We start from the raw sequence: 3943 nt of genomic DNA on the forward strand, positions 1-3943 counted from the left end.
CACCGCCGCATCCTAGGATGCTTCCAACCACTCAACCCCTTGATCTACAAAGCGTTTTGCGTTGGCTACGCGCCGGAAGTGGTGCGCATTATAGGGGCCACGAAACTCACGTCAACGGTTTTTTGAAAACAAATGATCGAGGGGCCTCACGGCCCCTCGACTCATCACATCAACGTGCTATCCAGGCTTGGGTCCAGCTGACACCGATCCCAGGCTCATACGCATTGGACGCCGCAGTCCACTGCTTGCAGAAGCCGCTATAGGGATACGGCTTGCACTCGTACACCTTGCCGTTCTTGGGTTGCAACACCCGGGTACCCGCCTTGTACAGAGAGATGTTCTCCGGGAAGCGGTACTGGTAAGTGGCATCGCCCTTGAGCGAGAAGGTTTCGGTGCGCTGCACAGTTTCACCTGCCTTGTTCACGCCCTGGATGACCAAGGTGTAGCTGCCGGCTACAGCATTCTGGATATCCACCGCGAAGGCGTGGCTGCTGGTGACATCTGCAGTGGCGAAGCCGACCGAGCGATTGTCCGCGTCGAATACCTTGGCGGAAACTGCCAGCAGCGCCTCGGTCATGACGCTGAAGCGCAGCGTGGCCTTGCCATTGACGATGGGATACTCCGCCGCCAGGTCATGCACGTGCAGCACCGGCTCGACCGGCACGTTGGCCTGCTGGTAATCCAGTTCCACCCGGACGATGTCCTTCTTGGCCTTGGAGTAGATGGTATTCAGGCCATAGGCCGGCACCACGTTGCCGTTGGCATCCAGCTGACCCGCTGCCAACCGAGGTTGGGTTTCGTTGATCTTCTGCGCCAGCAGGTACGACCACTTGCTGGGCGCACCATCCTCGTCACGCGTGATCGCCAGATCGGTGCGCAGGGCATCGTTCTCGCCGGAAGCGTCGAACACCCGGGTACGCACCGAATCACCGGCTTTGAGAACCACGGTGGAGTTGATGCTGCCCACCTGAGTCAAGGCCTGGCTCGGCGGCGGGGTGGTGCTCCCGCCTTCGATCAACACGTCATTGACCTGATAGAAGCTGTTCACCGTGTCGGCGATCTCCCATACTCCCAGGATCACGTGATAACCGGTATGGCCAGCCGGTACGGAGCACTGATGGGTGACGGTAGCCGGCGGCTGCTGATTACGGCCGTCGACGGTGCAGAAAGGCGTCGGCTCGAATGCGCTGCGGGTCAGTACATGGTTCTGATCCCACCCTTGCCGAGTGATGTAGTACTCCCATTTGGAAGTCTTGTGGTTGGCCGTGAATTTCCAGGCGAAATTGTTGATGCCTGACTTGATGGTGGTCTTGCTCCACAGGTCGCTGGTCTGGCGATCCAACGGGCTGAAGTCAGGACGCACGCCACCACTGGCGATCTTGCCGTCCGCCGGACCGGCCGCCGGGAAACCCTTGGGCGCTTCCACGCTCTGCGGCTCATAGCGGATGCTGCCGCAATCCCCGTTCTGCCCCTGAGAGCACTTGAAGGAACGGGAGGCCGGGTTGGTCATATAGCCGTGGGCTTGAACTTGGCTTGCACCCACGAAGGACATGGCAGTAATAAAGAAGAACGTCCCGAAACGGGCGCTCCGGTTTTGCACTTGCATGGTTTTTCTCCCTGATAGTGCCGCTAATAACCCGTATTCAAGTGAATGCGGGATCACGACTACTCGCGTGCTTTTCCTGCACGCGCCCTCACGATAACAAATACATCCTTGGAAAATAGATGAAACCGCTCACATTTATTGATTTGTAACAACTCGATAACATCAATAAGCCACCAATTGGTATCGGGAGACATGCTGAATACAATGCCGCCGCACAAAACCCTGGAGAACCCGTTCTTCATATACTGGCACTTTGTATTTAAGGCGCTAATTAAACATGCTCGACCTGACCACATGGAATCTCACGGTTCCTGTGCATCACTCGGCCACCCTGATCGAGACTGCACGACTGAACAATGGGTATCAAAGCCAGTACTTCCGCACACATTCGGATGGCAGCGTCACCCTCTGGGTCCCCGTCAATGGTTCGCGGACCGCGGATGCCCACTACCCCCGTACCGAGCTGCGGGAAACCCAGCATGACGGCCGCCTGAGCTACTGGTACTACGCCAGCGCGGACAGCTATCTGAGCGCCGTGCTGTCCGTGAAGCAGGTGCCGAGTCGCAACAAGATCGTGATCGGCCAGATACACAGCAAGGATGAGGTGGGAAGTGAAAACGATCCGCTACTCAAACTTCAATATCATTACCGCAAGGGGACAGGCAGGATAGAAGCACTTCTGCGCAAACGCCCGGGCGATAAGGAAAATGAAAACATCGTGGTGGTCGACAATATTAAATTAGGCGAGCGCTTCGGTTACGATATCCGACTGACACCATCAGGTAAGCTGAGCATAATCGTGAGCAGCTCCGAACGGGACGAAGGCACTTACAGCCGTCAACTCTCCGGTTACTGGAGCAAACAACAACTTTATTTCAAGGCAGGCGCCTATATCCAGGATAACGATGGCGAAAACAACGAGGGTGGGCGAGTCACATTCTATTGGCTCAACATGCTGCATCGCTGATACCTGAATAACCGAGCTCATCGATCGGTTTTATGCATTCGATCGACCTCGGCATCATCGTCTTCCCGCTTCACTTGACTTCTGCCGATCCGGCCCTATAGGGTGCTGGCATGCGTCCGTCCACTGTTTCCGTCTCGATCATTATTACCGCCATTCCAGCAGTGGCGGGTTAGCCTACGTTTCCCCACCCGCCCTCGAGGCGGGTTCTGTCACCGTCTCCTGGGCACCTTACCAGGAGTCTCCATGCCCCCCGCCGCCCTCCGCTCCCTCATCGAACATGCCGATCGGCTGATCAACGCAGGCGCCTTCGATGCGCTGATGGATTGCTACACCGATGACGCCGTGATGATCATCAGGCCGGGCTCCAGCGCCACCGGCAAGGTGCAGATCAGGCAGGCGTTCAAAGCGATCGCCGAGCATTTCGAGCAGGGCCTTCAGGTCAGCCAGCAAGCCGTGCAGGAAATCATCGCAGGCGATACCGCGCTGGTGCTGGCGGAGACCCGGATTCGGAGCGGCGAATCCACCTGGCTTCGGCATGCCACCTATGTGTATCGCCGCGAAGCGGATGGCCAATGGCGCTGCGCCGTGGACAACTCTTATGGCACGAGCCTGCTGGACCCGGCCCAGGCCGCGCGCTCGGAAGGAGAGACCCGATGAACACCTTCACCTCGGACGAGGCGATGCTCAAGCACTATGTGCAGTTGATCCTGACGGCCCGCGTCTATGACGTGGCCAGCGAGACACCGTTGCAGGCCGCGCCGGCCCTGTCCACGCGCCTGGGCAACCAGGTGCTGCTCAAGCGCGAGGACCTGCAGCCGGTCTTCTCCTTCAAGATCCGTGGCGCCTACAACAAGCTCGCCCAGCTCTCCTCCGCCGAGCTCGCCCGCGGCGTCGTCACCGCCTCCGCCGGCAACCACGCCCAGGGCCTCGCCCTGGCCGCCCGCGAACTGGGCATCGACGCCACCATCGTCATGCCCCGCACCACCCCCGAACTCAAGGTCAAGGGCGTGCGCGCCCGCGGCGGCAAGGTGGTGCTCCACGGCGACGCCTTCCCCGACGCCCTCGCCCACTCCCTGGAACTGGTCAAGCAGCAGGGCTACGTCTACATCCACCCCTACGACGACCCCCACGTCATCGCCGGCCAGGGCACCGTGGCCATGGAAATCCTCCGCCAGCACACCGGCCCTCTGGACGCCGTGTTCGTCCCGGTCGGCGGCGGCGGCCTGATCGCCGGCATCGCCGTCTACGTCAAGTACCTGCGCCCGGAAGTCCGCGTCATCGGCGTCGAGCCCGACGACTCCAACTGCCTGCAGCAGGCCCTGGCCGCCGGCGAGCGAGTGGTGCTGCCCCAGGTCGGGCTGTTCGCCGAC

General features: G+C 60.0%; 4 protein-coding genes. 3 read left to right on the forward strand and 1 reads right to left on the reverse strand.

Features of this window, described 5'->3' with window-relative positions; genetic code table 11:
- Positions 1-169: 169 nt before the first annotated feature.
- Positions 170-1606 carry an N-acetylglucosamine-binding protein GbpA gene (gbpA, locus tag FM069_RS21450; protein ID WP_143490445.1) on the reverse strand — a complete coding sequence of 479 codons (1437 nt, stop codon included), beginning with the start codon at positions 1604-1606 and terminating at the stop codon, positions 170-172.
- A gap of 277 nt (positions 1607-1883) precedes the next feature.
- On the opposite strand from gbpA, the gene FM069_RS21455 reads away from it, so the two are divergent.
- From FM069_RS21455 to FM069_RS21465, 3 genes are all read left to right on the forward strand, one after another.
- Complete coding sequence (locus tag FM069_RS21455; protein WP_143490446.1) at positions 1884-2573, forward strand: polysaccharide lyase family 7 protein; 690 nt, start codon at positions 1884-1886, stop codon at positions 2571-2573.
- Positions 2574-2816: 243 nt separating this feature from the next.
- A complete protein-coding gene (locus FM069_RS21460; protein ID WP_143490447.1) occupies positions 2817-3230 on the forward strand; it encodes a YybH family protein in 414 nt (137 codons plus the stop codon).
- A gap of 23 nt (positions 3231-3253) precedes the next feature.
- On the forward strand, positions 3254-3943 hold a 690-nt coding region (locus tag FM069_RS21465), incomplete at its 3' end, for a pyridoxal-phosphate dependent enzyme (protein ID WP_143490448.1).

The sequence above is a fragment of the Pseudomonas mangiferae genome, assembly GCF_007109405.1.
GTDB lineage: Bacteria > Pseudomonadota > Gammaproteobacteria > Pseudomonadales > Pseudomonadaceae > Pseudomonas_T > Pseudomonas_T mangiferae.

Excerpts from the sequence above, each read along its gene's own strand:
- gbpA (WP_143490445.1), bottom strand. The coding sequence starts at position 1,606 with ATGCAAGTGCAAAACCGGAGCGCCCGTTTCGGGACGTTCTTCTTTATT.
- FM069_RS21455 (WP_143490446.1), top strand. The coding sequence starts at position 1,884 with ATGCTCGACCTGACCACATGGAATCTCACGGTTCCTGTGCATCACTCG.
- FM069_RS21460 (WP_143490447.1), top strand. The coding sequence starts at position 2,817 with ATGCCCCCCGCCGCCCTCCGCTCCCTCATCGAACATGCCGATCGGCTG.